17 protein-coding genes are annotated in these 16,739 nt (G+C 45.2%); 11 read left to right on the forward strand and 6 right to left on the reverse strand.

Features of this window, described 5'->3' with window-relative positions; all coding sequences use genetic code 11:
• Nucleotides 1-247 precede the first annotated feature (247 nt).
• Both QUB30_RS28025 and hemB read right to left on the reverse strand, forming a co-directional pair.
• Complete coding sequence (locus tag QUB30_RS28025) at nt 248-736, reverse strand: GNAT family N-acetyltransferase (RefSeq protein WP_333340502.1); 489 nt, start codon at nt 734-736, stop codon at nt 248-250.
• Nucleotides 737-1,215: 479 nt separating this feature from the next.
• The gene (hemB, locus tag QUB30_RS28030; protein WP_015176056.1) at nt 1,216-2,199 is read right to left on the reverse strand and encodes a porphobilinogen synthase; all 984 of its coding nucleotides are present in this window, start codon (nt 2,197-2,199) and stop codon (nt 1,216-1,218) included.
• A gap of 300 nt (nt 2,200-2,499) precedes the next feature.
• Between hemB and QUB30_RS28035 the strand changes: the two genes are divergently transcribed.
• Nucleotides 2,500-3,483, forward strand: coding sequence for a DUF1517 domain-containing protein (locus QUB30_RS28035; RefSeq protein WP_333340508.1), 984 nt, complete (start codon nt 2,500-2,502; stop codon nt 3,481-3,483).
• 332 nt (nt 3,484-3,815) lie between these two features.
• A complete protein-coding gene (locus QUB30_RS28040; protein ID WP_333340510.1) occupies nt 3,816-4,370 on the forward strand; it encodes a cyclic nucleotide-binding domain-containing protein in 555 nt (184 codons plus the stop codon).
• Nucleotides 4,371-4,589: 219 nt separating this feature from the next.
• Here the strand turns inward: QUB30_RS28040 and QUB30_RS28045 are convergent, their stop codons facing one another.
• From QUB30_RS28045 to QUB30_RS28055, 3 genes are all read right to left on the reverse strand, one after another.
• Entirely contained in the window at nt 4,590-5,036 is a 447-nt protein-coding gene (locus tag QUB30_RS28045) for a hypothetical protein (protein ID WP_333340512.1), read from the reverse strand.
• A gap of 350 nt (nt 5,037-5,386) precedes the next feature.
• Nucleotides 5,387-6,157, reverse strand: a complete 771-nt coding sequence (locus QUB30_RS28050) for a hypothetical protein (RefSeq protein WP_333340514.1) — start codon at nt 6,155-6,157, stop codon at nt 5,387-5,389.
• Nucleotides 6,158-6,342: 185 nt separating this feature from the next.
• Entirely contained in the window at nt 6,343-6,546 is a 204-nt protein-coding gene (locus QUB30_RS28055) for a hypothetical protein (RefSeq protein ID WP_333340515.1), read from the reverse strand.
• A 249-nt stretch (nt 6,547-6,795) separates the two neighbouring features.
• Between QUB30_RS28055 and QUB30_RS28060 the strand changes: the two genes are divergently transcribed.
• From QUB30_RS28060 to QUB30_RS28090, 7 genes are all read left to right on the forward strand, one after another.
• A complete protein-coding gene (locus tag QUB30_RS28060) occupies nt 6,796-7,494 on the forward strand; it encodes a class I SAM-dependent methyltransferase (RefSeq protein ID WP_333340517.1) in 699 nt (232 codons plus the stop codon).
• A 186-nt stretch (nt 7,495-7,680) separates the two neighbouring features.
• The gene (locus QUB30_RS28065; RefSeq protein ID WP_333340519.1) at nt 7,681-8,313 is read left to right on the forward strand and encodes a 7-carboxy-7-deazaguanine synthase QueE; all 633 of its coding nucleotides are present in this window, start codon (nt 7,681-7,683) and stop codon (nt 8,311-8,313) included.
• Nucleotides 8,314-8,433: 120 nt separating this feature from the next.
• The gene (locus tag QUB30_RS28070) at nt 8,434-8,877 is read left to right on the forward strand and encodes a retroviral-like aspartic protease family protein (RefSeq protein ID WP_333340567.1); all 444 of its coding nucleotides are present in this window, start codon (nt 8,434-8,436) and stop codon (nt 8,875-8,877) included.
• A gap of 73 nt (nt 8,878-8,950) precedes the next feature.
• Nucleotides 8,951-11,914, forward strand: coding sequence for an excinuclease ABC subunit UvrA (gene uvrA, locus QUB30_RS28075; RefSeq protein ID WP_333340521.1), 2,964 nt, complete (start codon nt 8,951-8,953; stop codon nt 11,912-11,914).
• Between the two features lie 341 nt (nt 11,915-12,255).
• A complete protein-coding gene (locus tag QUB30_RS28080) occupies nt 12,256-13,101 on the forward strand; it encodes a site-specific DNA-methyltransferase (protein WP_333340524.1) in 846 nt (281 codons plus the stop codon).
• Nucleotides 13,102-13,108: 7 nt separating this feature from the next.
• Nucleotides 13,109-15,043 carry an AAA family ATPase gene (locus QUB30_RS28085; protein WP_333340527.1) on the forward strand — a complete coding sequence of 645 codons (1,935 nt, stop codon included), beginning with the start codon at nt 13,109-13,111 and terminating at the stop codon, nt 15,041-15,043.
• Nucleotides 15,044-15,168: 125 nt separating this feature from the next.
• Nucleotides 15,169-15,669, forward strand: a complete 501-nt coding sequence (locus tag QUB30_RS28090) for a hypothetical protein (protein WP_333340531.1) — start codon at nt 15,169-15,171, stop codon at nt 15,667-15,669.
• Between the two features lie 135 nt (nt 15,670-15,804).
• On the opposite strand, the gene QUB30_RS28095 is transcribed toward QUB30_RS28090, so the two are convergent.
• Nucleotides 15,805-15,972, reverse strand: coding sequence for a hypothetical protein (locus QUB30_RS28095; protein WP_333340534.1), 168 nt, complete (start codon nt 15,970-15,972; stop codon nt 15,805-15,807).
• Here QUB30_RS28095 and QUB30_RS28100 point away from each other — a divergent pair.
• Together QUB30_RS28100 and QUB30_RS28105 are read left to right on the forward strand one after the other, a co-directional pair.
• Nucleotides 15,966-16,385, forward strand: coding sequence for a XisH family protein (locus QUB30_RS28100; protein ID WP_333340537.1), 420 nt, complete (start codon nt 15,966-15,968; stop codon nt 16,383-16,385). The genes QUB30_RS28095 and QUB30_RS28100 overlap by 7 nt on opposite strands.
• Entirely contained in the window at nt 16,373-16,693 is a 321-nt protein-coding gene (locus tag QUB30_RS28105; RefSeq protein WP_333340540.1) for a XisI protein, read from the forward strand. The genes QUB30_RS28100 and QUB30_RS28105 overlap by 13 nt, the downstream gene beginning before the upstream one ends.
• Nucleotides 16,694-16,739 lie beyond the last annotated feature (46 nt).

Here is a 16,739-nt window from a genome sequence, read left to right on the forward strand (position 1 = left end):
GCCCGTGAAGCGAGAAATTCACTCTTCGCTTAACAGGCCCGAAAGCCTGTTAAGCAAGAATGGTGCAAGATGTGGGATGTAACGGATGTAACGGATTGAACAAAGGTCGGGAAGAGAGCAACGGATTTAAGAGATTTAATAGAGGTCGGGAAGAGGGAGGAAGCAAGAAGGAAATGATTTATAGGGAGTAAGGTGCGCGCTTACGCACCCTACATATTATAGATTTTGGTGCAATTTTTGTGCTTATTTAACAATTAGCAATTAGCAATTCGCCGTTGCTAATTTCTACTTCGAGATTCTCTTCTAGAAGCTGATTTTCAAGTACCATTGTGGTGCTGGCGTTTTTCTGAAAACCAATGCGCTCGTAGAAGCTTTGTTTGTAAGTTGTCATCAGGTAAACTCGCTCTACTCGGCACATTCGAGGGTGACTTAAGACGGTTTGGACTAATTTGCGGCCGAGTCCTGCACCTTGGTAATCTGGATGAATGGCGACATCCCAGATGGTGGCTCGATAGATGCCGTCTGAAGTGGCCCTGGCAAAGCCGATCGCCCGCGAGCCGTCCCAAACTGTAACAACTGGTTCGCTGTTGGCGATCGCGATTGCCCAATCTTCTATCTTGCGTGCCCTCGCCCAAAAGGCGGCGGCTTTAAATAGTTCTTGGATCTGTGCGATGTCGGCGCGATCGCGACCTATACAAAATTGAATGTGACTGGAATCTCTAGTCGTTGATGTCATGCTGTGCGGTGCCTTCAAGTTGTATCTAAACTGTGTTACTTTTACTGTCTTACAGGAGTGAAAGTTAATTTTGCTTGGGAACCATCAAGGATTGAATTCCCTATTTACAAAACTATTTTTATTCATACATATTATCTAACTAATTTCGGTGATTATTAATACTTTTTTGTGTGAATTTTGTAAAAAAGTCTTTGAGTCAAAATTGCCAACTCATAACTCATACCATTTTAGATTTTAGATTTTAGATCGGAATCAGTGATTTTGTATGGGTTGAGAGTTCGCTGATAGAGAAACCGATTTTTTTGTAGTTACAGCCCACCGCGACGACAAAAAAGTCTTTTTCTGAGCGTCTTGATGCGTAAACGAGAGCTTCTGTGATGTGAAAGGACTCAAAAATCATCTATCGAGAGAGGTATTGACTCCACGATAACACCGGAAGATTGTGCTGTGGAGTCAATTCTCTAATCTCAAAGAGTGAATCAGTTTTGCAACCAGCGGGCGGCGTCTTTGGCGTGATAAGTCAAAATCAAATCAGTACCAGCACGCTTGAATCCTGTCAATGTTTCCATCACTACTCTTTCTTCATCTATCCAACCATTGAGGGCGGCGGCTTTCACCATCGCATATTCTCCAGAAACGTTGTAAGCAGCAACTGGCAGGTTAGTTGCTTCCTTCACGCGCCAGATGATGTCCATGTAAGCTAAAGCTGGTTTAACCATCAGCATATCTGCGCCTTCGGCAATGTCGAGAGCAATTTCTTTGAGTGCTTCCCGGCCGTTTCCCGGGTCCATTTGATAAGTGCGCCGATCGCCAAATTGCGGAGCAGAATCAGCCGCATCCCGGAACGGGCCATAATAAGCTGAGGCGTATTTTGCCGCGTAAGACATGATGGGAATATCTTCAAATCCAGCGCTGTCCAATCCTTGGCGAATTGCTCCGACAAAACCGTCCATCATTCCCGAAGGTGCGATAATATCTGCACCGGCTTTAGCTTGAGCAACTGCGGTTTTCTTGAGCAATTCTAGTGTCGGATCGTTCAAGACGCGGCCGCTTAAATCTCCGACTTCCAAATAGCCGCAGTGACCGTGACTGGTATATTCGCACAGACAAGTATCGACCATGACGATTAAATCCGGTACGGCTTTTTTAACTGCTTCCGTGGCTTTTTGGACGATGCCGCAGTCGTGCCAAGCACCTGTAGCATCTGTGTCTTTGTCTGCGGGAATGCCAAATAAAATAATCGCGGGAATGCCGAGGTCGTAGACTTCTTTTGCTTCTTCTACTATTTTGTCTACCGATAGCTGGTAAACTCCTGGCATCGATGTGACTTCTTTAGCAAAAGCTTCCCCCGGTACGGCAAATAGAGGGTAAATTAAATCGCTGGTTGTCAAGATATTTTCGCGTACCATCCGGCGGAGTTGGGGATGGTTGCGGAGGCGGCGGGGGCGGTGAGTTGGAAACATAATGTTTTTTTTACGGTAGATAAAGCCCTGTTTTCTAGGACTCGCGGCGTTTCTTTAAAAGTCTAAAGCTTATTGTTGGCCGATCGCCCTGTACTTAAGTAAAGTTCTGTGAAAGTCTGGATGTCCATTGTTCCCAGTCAGGAAAGCCAGTCCTTTCTAGTCTTTCCCGTTCCCAGACACAGCCCTAACGGTGCTGGGATCGGTTGGTACGGATATCTCGCTGGCTTCACACCTGCAACCAGGCTGCCCAGAAGAGAGGATAGACTGTAAATTATAAATGTATCGAATAGTAACGGTCTTATGTACAAGCAACTAATTTCAAAGATCAAACCGCTTTTGAAATCACTATTTGCGATCGGTCTGGTACTGACGCTAGCCCTCGGTAACGCTGACGGAGCTCTGGCGGCCCGCAGCGGAGGACGCATCGGGGGCGGATCTTTTAGAGCTCCGGCGCGCAGTTACTCGCCTCCCAGTCGCACTTACGCGCCGTCGGGAGGGGGTTACTACCCGGGCGGCGGCTTTGGGGGCGGCTTCGGTTTCCCGTTCTTGCTGCCGTTTTTTGGCTTTGGGGGCGGGTTTGGCGGCCTGTTCTCGATTTTGATTTTTATTTCGATCGCTAATTTCCTCGTCCAAAGCTTCCGCCGCGCCGGGGGAGGAACTGACGAACTGGGCAACAGTGCCCCCACTACCACCGTATCTGTCGCCCGCTTGCAAGTTGGTTTGCTAGCAGAGGCCCGCGGTTTGCAAGCCGAACTCGACTCCCTAGCGCGAAAAGCGGATACCGACACAGCGGCCGGTCGCGCTCAAGTGGTGCAAGAATCTACTCTGGCGCTGCTGCGGCATCCTGAATACTGGGTTTACGCGGGCGCTGAATCTGTGCAAACTCGCTTGGAAGCAGCCGAAGCTAAATTTAATCAATTTTCTTTGGCAGAACGCAGTAAATTTACTGAAGAAACGCTCTCGAATTATAACAATCAGCTCCGGCAAGCCGGGAGCAGCAATATCCTGCCAGGTTTGCAGGAAAATGGGGCGCTGGTTGCCTCTGATTTGAATTCAGATCCCGGGGAATTTATTGTAGTGACGGTGATTGTCGGTACTCAAGGTAAACTGCAATTGCCAGCAGTGAAAAACTCTGAAGATTTGCGCCAAGCTTTGCGCCAGATTGGGGGAGTATCGAGCGAGCAGTTGCTGGCGGTTGAGGTGCTGTGGACTCCTCAAGCGAACGGGGACACTCTGACTGCTGACGATATGTTGGCCGGCTATCCTGATTTGCGATCGATTTAGCGAGCAAGACTGGGCGCGGAACACGGTCTCCCGCGCCCGATCGCGTACCAAAGCTGTGCGGGCGAACCCGATTGCTTTTGAGACGGGCATTTCGCAGGATTTTTTAGAAGCCGATCGAGTAAAAAAAGATTGTTCAACAAATGCTAGTATTGAGAGATTATTATTCAGTGTGATTCATTTGCTATTGGCAAGGCCGGCCCTAGAAGCGTTTTGCCAAGAAGTTAGGCAGGATAAAAAAACTGTATTGAGCGAGGAGTAACTGCTGCGGAAGAAGTTGCGACCGCGCCCCCTCTCAATTTTATATAAAAAAGAAGCGATCGGGAGCTAAACTTATGGCCGACAGCAGCAGAAAAAAAGCACTTTTCATTTTGAGCCAGTTAAATAACGACGATATCGACTGGATCGTCCAAAAAGGCAAAAAGGAAGTTCTAGATCCGGGCGCGATTTTGATCCACGAAGGGAGACAGATAGATGCGCTATACATTGTTTTGAAGGGAAGTTTGACCGTTTTGATCGAAGCTGAGCAGACTAAAGAACTTGCTAAAATAGCCAGCGGAGAACTGGTTGGAGAAGTTTCTTTCATTGATAGTCGTCCTCCTTTGGCAACGGTGAAGGCGATCGCAGAAACTCACTTGCTGGCAATTCCCCGGCGGCAGTTAGTAATCAAACTTCAACACGATATGGGCTTTGCTTCCCGGTTTTATTATGGAATTTCACTCTGTCTGGCAGACCGGATGCGCGGTACGATCAGACATATAGAATACGGTCGCAATATTGAATTGGCTCAACCGGAATTAGATCGGGAGGATATTAATCCGAACATCATGGAAAATTTGGCTCTAGCTGAGGCTAAGTTTAATTGGCTGAGGGAAAATGTTAGGGCTTGATTAATTTTAAGGCGATCGTTTTTGAGTGGGTAGTGAAGACTGACCCATGGAGACGGTAATTTATCTATGTAAAATCTTAAGTCTAAAAACAGAAGTCGAAAGCAAAACAGGGGCGGGTTTTACCGGACATCTCGATCGAGAACTGCCGGATATAAAACCGCCCCCTTCGCTTTGCAGTTGCAGTCTCGCTCGCTGAAACGCAACTACCAACCAGATAGCCTAGATAATTCCCGGCCCTTTACTGCGGGTGTCTTCTTCATTGGTTAGTTTTCCTTCTTCGCCTTTTTTATCTTTGATTTCTGCCAGAAGTCGAGCGCGTTCTTGGGCTTCGGCTTCCTCTTTTGCTCTCAAATCGCCCGGTTCGTTGACGTACATTTCCGGTTCGATCGCGTAATTGTTAACTAGACCTTCTTTGTCTACTGTATAACCATCTGTGGTGTGAATGCTTTCGTCATCGGTTTGGTCATCAGTTTTTGCACTTTTCTGCTTCCCTTCGGTGGTTGTGTGCATGAAGTTAGCGCCTTCGCGTTCTTGCCGCGCTGCTGTCTCCGCAGGAGTAATGCCCCTGTCGTAGTGGGGGGCTTCCATATTGGCTTCGATTTGTTCGTCGGCCGGTGTTGATTTGCTAATTTCTTTTTCGGGCGGTGTGGGTTGGCGATTAGTCATGATTTTTTCCTGAGTTATCTTTTCAAAAAGGTCTTTGGCTTATGTTTAAATATTAAGTGTAAGCTAACTCATTAACAAACTATCTTTGGTTATAGTTTGCGAGAAATTTCTGCGATCTCCAATACATTTAGTGAGTCTTCCTCAAGACTGATAAATTTCTCTTTTTATTGAAAATTTCACATTCTGCGAATCTTTGACATCTATCTTTAGATAGATAATATCCTTCCAGGTCAATTACCTCTAATCAAGGGGTTTGTAGTGAGGACTTTGGTCTTCAGATTTTTATCAGGACTAAAGTCCTCACTACGAACCAATTTTACTGTGGTTGTTTGACTGGAGATAATAGGACTTCAGGAATCTTTAAAGAAGCGGATGATTTCGCGAACGTGGTTGAGAAATTGTCCGTCATCGGTGAGTTGAGCGATCGCACTTTCTGCATTTCTTGCCAGTGCAGTGTGTTCGGCTTGATTTGTCGATCGGAAATTTTCCAGAGATGCTGCTAGTCGAGTTAATTCTCTTCTAGTCGCTTCCTGCTGCCGCTCTTGTACAGCTACCCAAGAATTCGGATCGTTAGAATTGAATCTAGCTTCCAAATTTTGAAGGGTAGATTCTAAGTTGGCGAAGCGGGTGCGGAGTTCGAGAATATCTTCGCGGGGATGCAAAAATTGACGGCGAATCATTGTCAGCCGCGCCGCTAAATACTGATAACCTCTAATCGCGGGGCGCAGTATAGTTAACAGCAGCGCTGCACCGGAACTCAGATAGCCAACAGCGCTAATTCCGGCGGCTGCTAGGGCGTAAAGTGCGATCGCGCTCAAGAGGTGAAGTCCGAGAGCAACCCACAAGGAACGGCTAGCTAATAAATTAACATATTTGACTTGTTTCTCGTCTACTGCAATCCCTTTTGCTGTTGATTCTGCGGCTTGCGCTAAAACTTCTTTAGCTTCAAAATGGATATTCCAGGGAACTGTAACTATCAACAACAGCCATTCAAAACTAGCAATGGCAATTACCCAATCGATGAAGCTGCCGGCGGGGATGTGCAGCCATTGCAGAATGGCAAAAACTAGCAGCAAAAATATACCTGTGACGGCACCAAAACCTGCGAAAGTGTAATACATGGCGATCGCCCTTGCGAAATGTTGTTTTGATTGTGTGTGCGTTTCCAGGGTTAGGTGAAAAGGATGTGACAGTTACGAAAGCTTCATATTAAACTGGATTTGCAGCCGCTGCGATCGCCCTGTTGGTATGTAAAAATAATGTGACAGTTAAAAAAGTTTCATATTGAACTAAGAGGACTCGACTGTTAAATTCTAACTTCTGCACATCCCAAAAATGGTAAAAATAGAGTTGTCAGGGGTTCAACTTGAGAAATAGTGAGTAGGTGAATTTGAAATTTAGGTTCGCTAATGGCTTTGCAAAGCAGCAGAAACACCTGCGGCTGAGATAAACTGATTGGGAGGTTGAGGGCGCGTGCTGTCAGTTGCTTCCATCTGAGATGTTGCACCATTCTCAATAAGCTTTTTATGGGCGGCGTCGGAGCAACGGCCCACAAGAAAATTCAGTCTTCGCTTCACCGGCCGTCGGGCTTTTTAAGCGAGAATGGTGCAAGATATGAGTTCCATGCAACCTTGACGCCACTATTGCAATTTGTCAACAGCTAGGAGCAAAATAGATCCAATTTAAGCGTAGCCTGTCCCATATTCATTAACTGCGCGTCTACAATCTCAAATAAAAAGTCAGCAGGAAGGACAAACCGATGGCGAACTCAACTCTTGGCTTAGAAAATCAACTTTACGATTATCTGTTATCTATTTCTCTGCGGGAACCCGATATTCTCGCTTCACTACGGGAAGAAACTGCTAAGCATCCTATGGGTATGATGCAGATAGCTCCCGAACAAGGTCAGTTTATGGAGATGCTGGTGCAGCTTATGGGAGCGACCAAAACCATAGAAATTGGCGTTTTTACTGGTTACAGCTCGCTGTGCGTAGCTTTGGCGCTGCCTTCAAACGGTCAGATTATTGCTTGCGATGTCAGCGAGGAATATACTGCGATCGCACGACGCTATTGGGAAGCTGCGGGCGTTGCTAATAAAATTTCTTTGCAGTTGGGCCCAGCAATAAATACTCTCGACAAACTAATAGCTGAGGGACAAGCAGGAACCTTTGATTTTGCCTTCATCGACGCCGATAAAGAAAATTATGAGGCTTATTTTGAGCGATCGCTGCAACTTGTACGCAATGGCGGTTTAATTGTAATTGACAACGTTCTGTGGTCTGGACGAGTTGCTGACCCTCAAGTACAAGACGAAAGTACCACCGCCATTCGCACTTTTAACGACAAATTGCGCAACGATCCCAGAGTTACTCTCAGTGTTGTCCCCATTGCTGACGGGCTGACTTTGGCATTGAAACGCCGCTGGGCTACTATGATGGAACCTGAACAGCATAATTAAAGAATTGTTTGCGGTTTGCGGTTCTTTTTAAAATTGCCACAAACTGCTAATTCTTCAAGAAGATACGACTCAGTTTTATATATAGAGTAAGGTGCGCATTCGCACCCTAGCAAATCAAAAGTATAGAGTAAGGTGCGCATTGCGCACCCTATATAATGATGTATTTTTAGTTAATCAGAGGCGCAAATGCTGGGTTCAAATTTACAGGTTAAATTACCAATTCACGAAACTTTTCAGTGTACTGTTCAAGGCGAAGGTTACTGGACGGGGACTTTAGTTGATTTTATCAGATTGGCCGGTTGCCCTGTGCGGTGTCCTTGGTGCGACACCGGTTATGCCAATGGGGGCAAAGGTTTGCCGTCTGTACCGCAGTCGATCGCACAATTGCTCGCTCAACTCCAGTCTCCGAGAGTGGTAATTACTGGCGGCGAACCTTTCATTCACCGGGATTTGCCTGAGTTAGTTGAAGCTTTGTTAGAAGCTGACAAGCAGGTGAGTATTGAAACTTCCGGCGCTTGCTGGCAGGATGTTTCGCCACTGGCTTGGATTACTCTTTCTCCTAAGGAACACGTCAATCCTAAATATCCGGTGCAAGAGATTTTTTGGACTAGAGCTAATGAGATTAAGCTCGTGGTTAGCACTGTCGAAGAAGTTAAATTTTATCACCAGCATTTGGCAAGTAATGTGAACATTCCGGTTTTTTTGCAACCTGAATGGAACTCACAAAAATCAGCAATTCCCATTATCTTGGAATTGCTAAAACAAAATCATAGTTACAGGCTATCTTTGCAAACTCACAAGTTTATTGGGGTGCAATAATTTGATTTTTGAGGCCGAGCTATTCGTCAGGTGGCGGTGCAGAATGGGGAGTGCATCGTCCTACAATTAGTGGAAATATGTGCTAAAATTAAAGCAGCAATTTATGATAATATGAACGTAATGGAAACAACTACGGAAACCCTAATGGGAAAAGTTATCACAACCCTAGTAATTACGAATCGGATCGATGAAGCTAAAGCAGAAGATAATTTGATTCCAATCGAGCAAGTCAGGTCTGTTACTCTAGATAATGTTTTAGTGGATACGGGTGCGACAACTTTGTGTTTGCCTAAAGATGTCATCGCCAGACTGGGTTTGAAAATCCTCAAGCAAGTGGTTGTGGAAACAGCGACGGGCATTAGTGAGGCGAGGATTTTTCGGGATGCTTCGATTTCTCTGTGCGGGCGCGAAGGGACTTTTGAGTGTTTGGAATTGCCCGAGGGGAGAACGCCACTTTTAGGCGTGATTCCGATGGAAGCGTTGGGAATTGAAGTGGATTTGAAGCATCAAAGTTTGAAGGTTTTGCCCGACGGGCCGACGGAAACCTATTTGACAATTCTTTGATATTCTTGAGTTTGGATGCCAGCAATTCGATCTGCAGCGCTAAGATGGTTAAGCACTGTTTTGCACTACTCTCATGTCCCAACGCGCCGAAACCTCAAACAGCCAGCCAAGTGCATCCCGCAACGGGCATAATGTGACGAATTCTCACTCTAACAACCAAAATATGATTCGGGTTCGCGGTGCGAGACAGCACAACCTGAAAAATATCGATCTGGAACTGCCGCGCGATCGTCTGATAGTTTTTACGGGTGTCTCCGGTTCTGGTAAGTCTTCCCTCGCTTTCGATACAATTTTTGCTGAGGGACAGCGCCGCTACGTGGAGTCACTCAGCGCCTACGCGCGCCAGTTTTTGGGACAGTTGGACAAACCGGATGTGGACGCGATCGAAGGCTTGAGTCCGGCTATTTCGATCGACCAAAAGTCAACTTCTCACAACCCGCGATCGACTGTTGGTACTGTTACAGAAATTTACGATTATCTCAGATTGCTCTACGGCAGAGCCGGCGAACCGCACTGTCCGATTTGCGATCGCTGCATTGCGCCGCAGACAATTGATGAAATGTGCGATCGAGTCATGGCACTTCCCGACGGCACTCGCTTTCACCTTCTGGCACCAGTTGTGCGCGGAAAAAAAGGCACTCACCGCAAATTATTGTCGAGTATAGCTGCGGAAGGATTTATCCGCGTCAAAGTTGACGGAGAAATTTTAGAACTTTCGGAAAATATCGAATTAGATAAAAATCATACGCACAATATTGAGATAGTTGTCGATCGGTTAATTAAAAAACCCGGTTTAGAAGAACGTTTAGTTGATTCTCTGGCAACTTGTTTGCGCCATTCTGAGGGGATTGCGATAATTGAAGAGTTACCGAGTGATGAAAATTCCCAACCACAGGGGCCGATCGTATTTTCCGAAAACTTTGCTTGTCCAGAACACGGCGCAGTAATGGAGGAACTTTCACCCAGGTTATTTTCGTTTAATTCGCCTTACGGCGCGTGCCAGAACTGCCACGGTTTGGGGAGTTTGCGGACTTTTGCGCCGGAGTTGGTAGTTCCCGACGAGAAAGCCCCTCTTTATTGTGCGATCGCGCCTTGGTCGGACAAAGACAATTCCTATTATCTCTCTCTGCTTTGCAGTATTGCTGATACTTGCGGGTTTGATATCGACACTCCTTGGTATCGATTAAAGCCCGAACACCAGCGGGTGATTTTGTACGGCAATGAGTCCAAGGGTACTTCAGAAAGTAAGAAGCGAGACGGCAACACCACCGATTTGAGAAGAGATTTTAAGGGCGTAATTTCCATGTTGCAGCGCCAGTACGACGATACTGGTTCCGATCTGATCAAGCAGAAGCTGGAACAGTATCGGGTCGATCGCTCTTGCGAGGTTTGTCGCGGCAAACGCTTGAAACCCGAGGCGCTTTCGGTGCGGTTGGGACAGTACGGAATTGTGGATTTAACCAGTATTTCGATTCGCGAATGCCGCGAACGAGTAAATAATTTGGGATTGAGCGATCGGCAATTCCAAATATCCGATTTAGCCCTGAGAGAAATCAAAGCAAGGCTGCAATTTTTACTCGATGTCGGGTTAGATTACCTGACTTTAGACCGCGCAGCAATGACACTTTCTGGCGGAGAAGCCCAGCGAATTCGGCTGGCGACTCAAATCGGTTCTGGTTTGACGGGCGTGCTCTACGTTTTGGACGAACCGAGCATCGGTTTGCACCAACGAGACAATTTTCGCCTGCTGCAAACCTTAACAAAATTGCGCGATTTAGGCAATACTTTGATTGTAGTAGAACACGATGAAGAAACCATGCGAGCTGCCGACCACATTGTCGATATCGGGCCCGGTGCCGGCGTTCACGGTGGCAAAATTATATCGCAAGGAAGTTTAGAAAATTTGCTAACGGCAGAGGAATCTTTGACCGGTGCTTATTTGTCGGGAAAGCGAGTAATTGAAACCCCTCATGAAAGGAGAAAAGGCAACGGCAAAGCTCTTTCAATCACAAATGCGAGGCGCAACAATTTAAAAAATATTGATGTGGAAATTCCGCTGGGAAAACTCGTCTGCGTGACGGGAGTTTCCGGTTCTGGAAAATCAACTTTAATCAATGAATTGCTGTACCCGTCGCTGCAACACTATATCACCAAAAAAGTGCCTTTACCACCCGATATGGACGCCCTCAAAACTAAAGGGGAACGCTCTCTAGAGGATGTGGTTGATAAGGTAATTGTAATTGACCAATCTCCCATCGGCCGCACTCCGCGTTCTAATCCCGCTACTTACACGGGAGTCTTTGATGTGATTCGGGATTTGTTTGCCGAAAGCATTGAAGCGAAGGCAAGAGGTTATAAAGCGGGGCAGTTTTCTTTTAACGTCAAAGGGGGAAGGTGCGAAGCTTGCGGCGGCCAAGGCGTGAACGTGATTTCGATGAATTTTCTGCCGGATGTTTACGTGCAGTGTGAGGTTTGCAAAGGTGCGCGCTACAACCGGGAAACGCTGCAAGTTAAGTACAAAGGCAAGTCGATTTCTGATGTTTTGAACATGACTGTCGAGGAATCTTTGGAAATGTTTAAAAATATTCCCAGGGCGGGCGCCAGACTGCAAACTTTAGTTGATGTCGGTTTGGGTTACATTCAGTTGGGACAGCCGGCGCCGACGCTTTCTGGGGGCGAAGCGCAGCGGGTAAAATTGGCAACGGAACTGTCGCGCCGCGCTACTGGGAAGACGCTTTATTTGATCGATGAACCGACGACTGGTTTGTCGTTTTATGATGTTCACCATTTGTTAAATGTGCTGCAAAGATTGGTGGATAAGGGTAATTCAATTTTGGTAATCGAACACAATTTAGATGTGATTCGGTGCTGCGATTGGGCGATCGATTTGGGGCCTGAAGGGGGAGATAAGGGCGGCGAAATTATTGTGGCGGGGACGCCGGAGGATGTGGCGGCAAATCAGAGGTCTTATACTGGGAAGTATTTGCAAGCTGTTTTGCAGCAGCATCCTTTAGGGGAGGCTGTAGCTGTTAGTTAATTCTCACTACAGCACCTAACCTTCGATGAAGGGAAATGCTGATTGGGAGTAAGAAAGATGTAGGCGATCGTCGAGCTGCGGTATTGTTTGATTATATCCCTTACTGTACCGCAACTGCGATACGATTATAAGTTAGCCCCCTTCGGCTGAGGGTTGGGGCGTACTTTGAAACTGCTGGTATGGCGGTACGATCTTCTTACCTGTATCCTTTATCCACAGAGAGTCGGGCTAGGATGATAGTGCTCGATTCAAGTCGGGTTGCCTAAAAGTATTTCGCCTTTGCTTTGATTTATGCGGCGAACTTGACTATACTGGTCAAGCTACGCTAGAATGAGAAACTTATGCCTTGGTTGGGTAAATGGAGCGGTGTAACCGAAAGTGGACTTTTATGGAGCGTTTTTCAAGGAAATGCTCACTCAGTTCTTTTGGAGCTGCCAAGTAATCATTTCAATTGCGTAATTACATCCCCTCCATATTACTGGCTACGGGACTATGGAGTTGAAGAACAAATCGGTCAAGAGAAAACAGTTGAGGGTTATGTCCATGCAATCGCTTCTGTTATGGGCGAAGTGAAAAGGGTATTGAAAGATGATGGTGTACTCTTTCTAAATTTAGGAGACACTTACTACTCGGGAAAAGGGAAACCTCATGGTAAAGATCTCAAGAGTAGTAAACGCCGATTTGGTTTAAGAGAAGTAGATAAAAGTGGTGGCTTAGGAATTGGATTAAAGCCTAAGAGCATTATTGGTATTCCTTGGCGAGTTGCTATTGAAATGACATTGCGAGGTTGGGTTTTACGTAGTCCAATAATTTGGCATCGAGAACACAGCCTTCCTGAATCTGTTAAAGATAGACCTCGACGTAGCTATGAGTACGTTTTTATGTTTACTAAAAACCGACGCTACTACTTTGATAGGTCAACCCTTGAAACAGAGGATGTTGAAGATATGTGGACTATTGCTGCACGGCCCAAACCAACTAATGGTATTGATACTGCACCATTCCCTGATGAGCTAGTCCAGAGATGCCTAGATATTGGATGTCCAAAGGATGGAATTGTTCTCGATCCATTTGCTGGAGGTGGAACTACTCTTAGAGTGGCATTACAGTCAGGAATATCTGCAACTGGAATAGACTTAAATCCTGATTTTTGCAACTACATAGTTAGTAATTTAAGTATTATTTGAGGACTTTATGTTTCTTAAAACTGAGCAAATAAGAGAATCTATGGAGCCTCTAAAGTCTCTTCACCCCTTCTATGGGATGACATTTTTAGTTTTTAAAAAAGCACCTTTGCCTATTGGTGATACAATTCAGTATCCTATCAATGCAAAAGAGACAGAATTTCTTGAAACGCATTTTAAGCCAGAGCAAGGTTCTCAATATTTCTATCAGGTTTTCAAAACATCTAATCCAAGTAAACGATGGCTCTCACCAACATATCCTAGTTCAACTTTGCAAAGTATAAGAACAAGAGGCGACTTAGCTAGGGCTTTTATCCATCCCAAAAATACTGATATATGGGGATGGGAAGAAAACTATATTGATATACTACGTGACCATTTAAACGGAACAAAAGTAACTTCAATTCCAACCTTTCATGTAGCGGTTTGGTTGTATAGAGAACGAAATTGGGAAGCTGATACAACTGCTCAGGACATAGTTGCAACTTTCTTGAAGGAGTTTTCTATCTCGCATGAGGAGGAACGCCTTTTCGATTCTTCGACTCCACAAAGTAATGTGCTAGATGAGCTATTTCAGGATGAGAAAATATCTTTAAGAGATTTACAGTCAGTTATCGGTAAAGCCCCAGACTCAACTCCAGAAGAAGGGGGAACCCTGCGTCTTTTAGAAATTCAAGGAGTAGGACCAGCAAAGAATATAGTTTTTCAGCCAGGAGAAAGGCTTACTTTAATTACTGGAGATAACGGGCTAGGAAAAACTTTCCTACTTGATTGTGCTTGGTGGGCTTTAACTGGAAAGTGGGCTGCTTTGCAAGCATATCCAATGACAAATACCAGGAAAAATGAACCTAGCATAGGATTTCAAATCTCAGGAGATTCTGATTCCGAAAAAATAAAAGTATCTTATGATTGGCAAACTCAAAGTTGGAAACCACCTAAAAAACGACCTACCATTCCTGGTTTATTGGTTTACGCAAAAGTGGATGGATCCTTTGCAGTTTGGGATCCTGCTAAAGAATATCTTGCTACTCAAGAACTAGGAGAAAGCGATCTAACTCCACGCCCGTTTGTTTTTACAAGAGATGAAGTCTGGAATGGACGCGACATAGAAGTTGGGGGTCGAAGAACTACCTTTATTAATGGGTTACTTCAAGATTGGATTCAATGGCAAAGTAGACCAGACAGTTCTCCTTTCGGCACGTTAGAGAAAGTAATTGAACGCTTGTCCCCCCCTTCCCAAAGCGATTTAGGAATTTTAAGACCAGGTGAGCCTGTTAGGATTCCGTATGATGTTAGACCTATGCCAACAATTGAGCATTCCTATGGGAGAGTTCCAATAGTATATACTTCCGCAGGAGTCCGTCGTGTTATAACCCTTGCTTACCTTATTGTTTGGGCATGGGAAGAACATAAAATTCAGTCAAAGCTGATTCGCAAAAAACCTCAAAAAAGGATGGTTATTTTAATTGATGAGTTAGAAGCTCATCTGCATCCACAATGGCAAAGAGTAATTCTATCTGCACTGTTAGATGTTAGGGAAGATTTAGCAAGTGACCTGCAAGTACAACTAATGGTTGCTACGCACTCTCCTATGATCATGGCATCTGTGGAGTCGAAATTTGATGAGAAGTTTGATAAATTATTTCTCTTAGATCTTGCAAAAAATGACTTACTTAGCAATGAAATTGAGTTGAGCCAATTACCATTCATTCGACGAGGACGTATTGATTCATGGCTTACATCAGATGTGTTTGGTTTAGGGCAACCCCGTTCCATTGAAGGAGAGCAGGCTATTCAGGCAGCAAAACAACTGCAAGAAGAAGATAACCCTAGCTCAGAAGAAGTGCAAAAGGTTTCAGATGCACTGAGAAAATACTTAGCCGAAGACGATGAGTTCTGGTCTCGGTGGCTATTCTTTGCGAGACAACATGGAGCGTCTTTGTGATTCCCATTAAACAGCAACCCGAACCAACAGATTTTGAGAGTAAAGTCAGATCGAAGGGAATAGCCTTTTTACAAACTGTTCCTCGACCGAAGATTTGGGATAACCGTGAATATTGGCGAGAATCCTTGAGAGACCTGTATGGAGCCTATAAAGTCTGCGCTTACTCTGCCCAATGGATTCCCTGGATTGAAGGCAGCCCAACTGTCGATCATTTTATTCCCAAATCTGTAAAACCAGAACTGGCATATGAGTGGAGCAATTTCCGCTTATCTTGTTTGAAGATGAATGCTCGAAAAAGAGATTTTCAGGATGTTTTAGATCCATTTCAAATAGCTCCTGGGTGGTTTATATTAGATTTTCCTTCTTTGCTTATTAAAGCCAATCCAGATTTGGACGAAGGAGTCAAAAATCAAGTAAGAAGTACCATTAAACGATTAAAACTAAATGATGACGATGATTGTGTGAAACATCGGCAAGATTGGCTCATGCGGTATTGTGAAAGGAAGATTAACTTTGACTTTTTGAAGGAAATAGCTCCGTTTATTGCATACGAGTTGGAGCGCCAAAATCTTGTTGAATCGATTGCTTTTATCATGTCAGTAACTTACAACAGCACAGTAAACTGAGAACAACCCCTTTCGCCCCAATTTACCTATGCCACGCTGGTTCAATACCGCAGGCACCTGTCGCGAAGACATCCACTATCTGCTTCCTGCTACCCGTCGCCTTCCCAATCTAGAGCGATTAATTGCTCAGCAGAACTATTTCGTCTTCCATGCACCCCGACAAGTCGGTAAAACCACCGCCATGCTAGCTTTAGCCAAACAACTCACCGACAGCGGACAATACACCGCCGTCATGGTTTCGGTGGAAGTCGGTGCACCCTTAAGTTCCGATGTAAATCCTTGGGTAAAATCTAAAAATGGCAAAGGATCTCTTCCACAACACGGTCAAAATTGCCCTACAAAAAGATGGCTGGAAGATTACCCACGATCCCTACCAGTTACGTTATGGTGTTGCTGATGTCTACATCGATCTTCTTGCAGCCAAAGAAGCGATCGCCGCTGAAAAAGAAGGACGTAAAATAGCTGTAGAAGTCAAAAGTTTCGCAGGTGGCTCCACCATTTCTGAATTCCACACCGCCCTCGGTCAATTCCTCAACTATCGCATTGCCATCGAAGTCTCTAGCGAACCCGAACGTATGCTTTATCTGGCAGTACCCACCGATACCTACCAAATGTTTCTCAGATTTGAACCCGCAAAAACTGTCATCGAACGTTATGAAATTCGACTAATTATTTACAATCCAACTCGTGAGGCGATCGACCAATGGATAGACTAAACGAATACCGCCAAATTGTTTGTGACTTTCTCGAAGACTTTTCTAAAAATGATGCAAATGCTCAGTTAATCTTCGATATCGCCCGCGATAGATATCTCGTTATGCACAACGAATGGCGCGACGAATATCGCATCTATGGGTGTGCCATGCAGCTTGATATCATCGAAAATCAAATCTGGATTCAACACAACAGTACCGAAATCTACATCGATCGAGAACTGATTCAACGTGGCGTGTCTCCTCAAGATATCATTCTTGGGTTTCGCTCCCCCAGCATCCGAAAACTCCTTGCCACCAACTCTTGCTAGAGACAAAGGTTTGGAATAGTTAGATGGATATCTGGCTCGATTGAGA

This window comes from Microcoleus sp. BROC3, assembly GCF_036702515.1.
In the GTDB taxonomy this organism is placed as follows: domain Bacteria; phylum Cyanobacteriota; class Cyanobacteriia; order Cyanobacteriales; family Microcoleaceae; genus Microcoleus.